The organism is Thalassotalea castellviae, assembly GCF_031846185.1.
In the GTDB taxonomy this organism is placed as follows: domain Bacteria; phylum Pseudomonadota; class Gammaproteobacteria; order Enterobacterales; family Alteromonadaceae; genus Thalassotalea_H; species Thalassotalea_H castellviae.
In genome coordinates, this window is the sequence record NZ_JAVRIF010000021.1 from 1 (window position 1) to 1,213 (window position 1,213).

General features: G+C 39.0%; 1 protein-coding gene. It reads left to right on the forward strand.

What is annotated here, in order from left to right; translation table 11 throughout:
• Positions 1 to 231 precede the first annotated feature (231 nt).
• Complete coding sequence (locus tag RM573_RS17405; RefSeq protein ID WP_311585133.1) at positions 232 to 1,188, forward strand: IS110 family RNA-guided transposase; 957 nt, start codon at positions 232 to 234, stop codon at positions 1,186 to 1,188.
• The last annotated feature ends 25 nt before the right edge of the window (positions 1,189 to 1,213 follow it).

Sequence of the window (1,213 nt, forward strand, 5' to 3'; positions counted from 1 at the left end):
CTTGTATGGATAATACACCCATCTTTTTTATTCTTTTTAAACATCTTTAGGTAAAGTGAGACCCAGGCTTAAGCAGCAACTTAAGCTTTCCTTGTCGTAGTTCGATTGAGCGATGGCTCCTCAGTTGAGAGACCGATAACAAGAAAGAACACGACAAAGGACTCCAAGCACCACACTCGAATAGTCTACTGGGTCTCGAACCCGCATTATGCAAGTAAGAGTTAGCTTATTATGAATACAAAAACAAAGCAAAACATAAACGTAGGTGTTGATACAGGAAAATATCAACTTGATATATTTATCCGTCCACTGGGGATTTATTTCACCGTTTCAAACGATGAAAAAGGCATTAGAGAAGCGATTAAGGAAATTAAAAAGTACAAACCCGAGCGCATTATCATTGAAGCCACAGGCCGTCTTGAAATGCCATTTATCTTGGCATGTGCTAAGGCTAACTTGCCTTTTACCATCGCTAATCCAATACACGTAAAACGCTTTGCAGGAGCAATTGGACAACGTGCTAAAACAGATAAGCTTGATGCAGAGCTTATTGCTCATTACGGTGAAGCAATCAAACCACCATTATCAACATTAAAGCCAGATACGATGCAGTTGATGAGCGATTTAGTCACGAGAAGAAATCAGTTACTCACTATGCAAACGATGGAGAAAAACAGGTTACAAATAATGCCAAAGGAATTGGCGATGACAATAAAACCTGTGCTGACGTTATTTAAAAATCAGATTAATAAAATTGAAGAGAAAATAGTGAGAGTCATTGAGTCATGTCCAGAATATCAAGCGAAAAACATGATATTACAAAGCATGACTGGCATTGGGAAAATAGCGGCAGCTTCAATTATCAGTAACTTACCAGAGCTTGGTTATATCAGTAGCAAACAAGCAAGTGCACTTGTTGGTGTAGCTCCGATGAATAGAGAAAGTGGTCGCTATAAAGGTAAACGAAAAATTCAAGGAGGACGACCGCAGGTAAGAACTGTTTTGTATATGGCCATGATGTCAGCGATGCAATCTAATCCAGTTTTCAAGGAAACATATCAGCGTTTGGTTGCCGCTGGAAAACCTAAAAAAGTAGCGATAATTGCGTGTATTAGAAAGATGATTGTGATCTTGAATTCTATGCTTAGAGACGGTGTGATGTGGGAAGCGCCAGTAGCTAAAAATTAGTTATTGACGCCATAGTCTCTTGTTA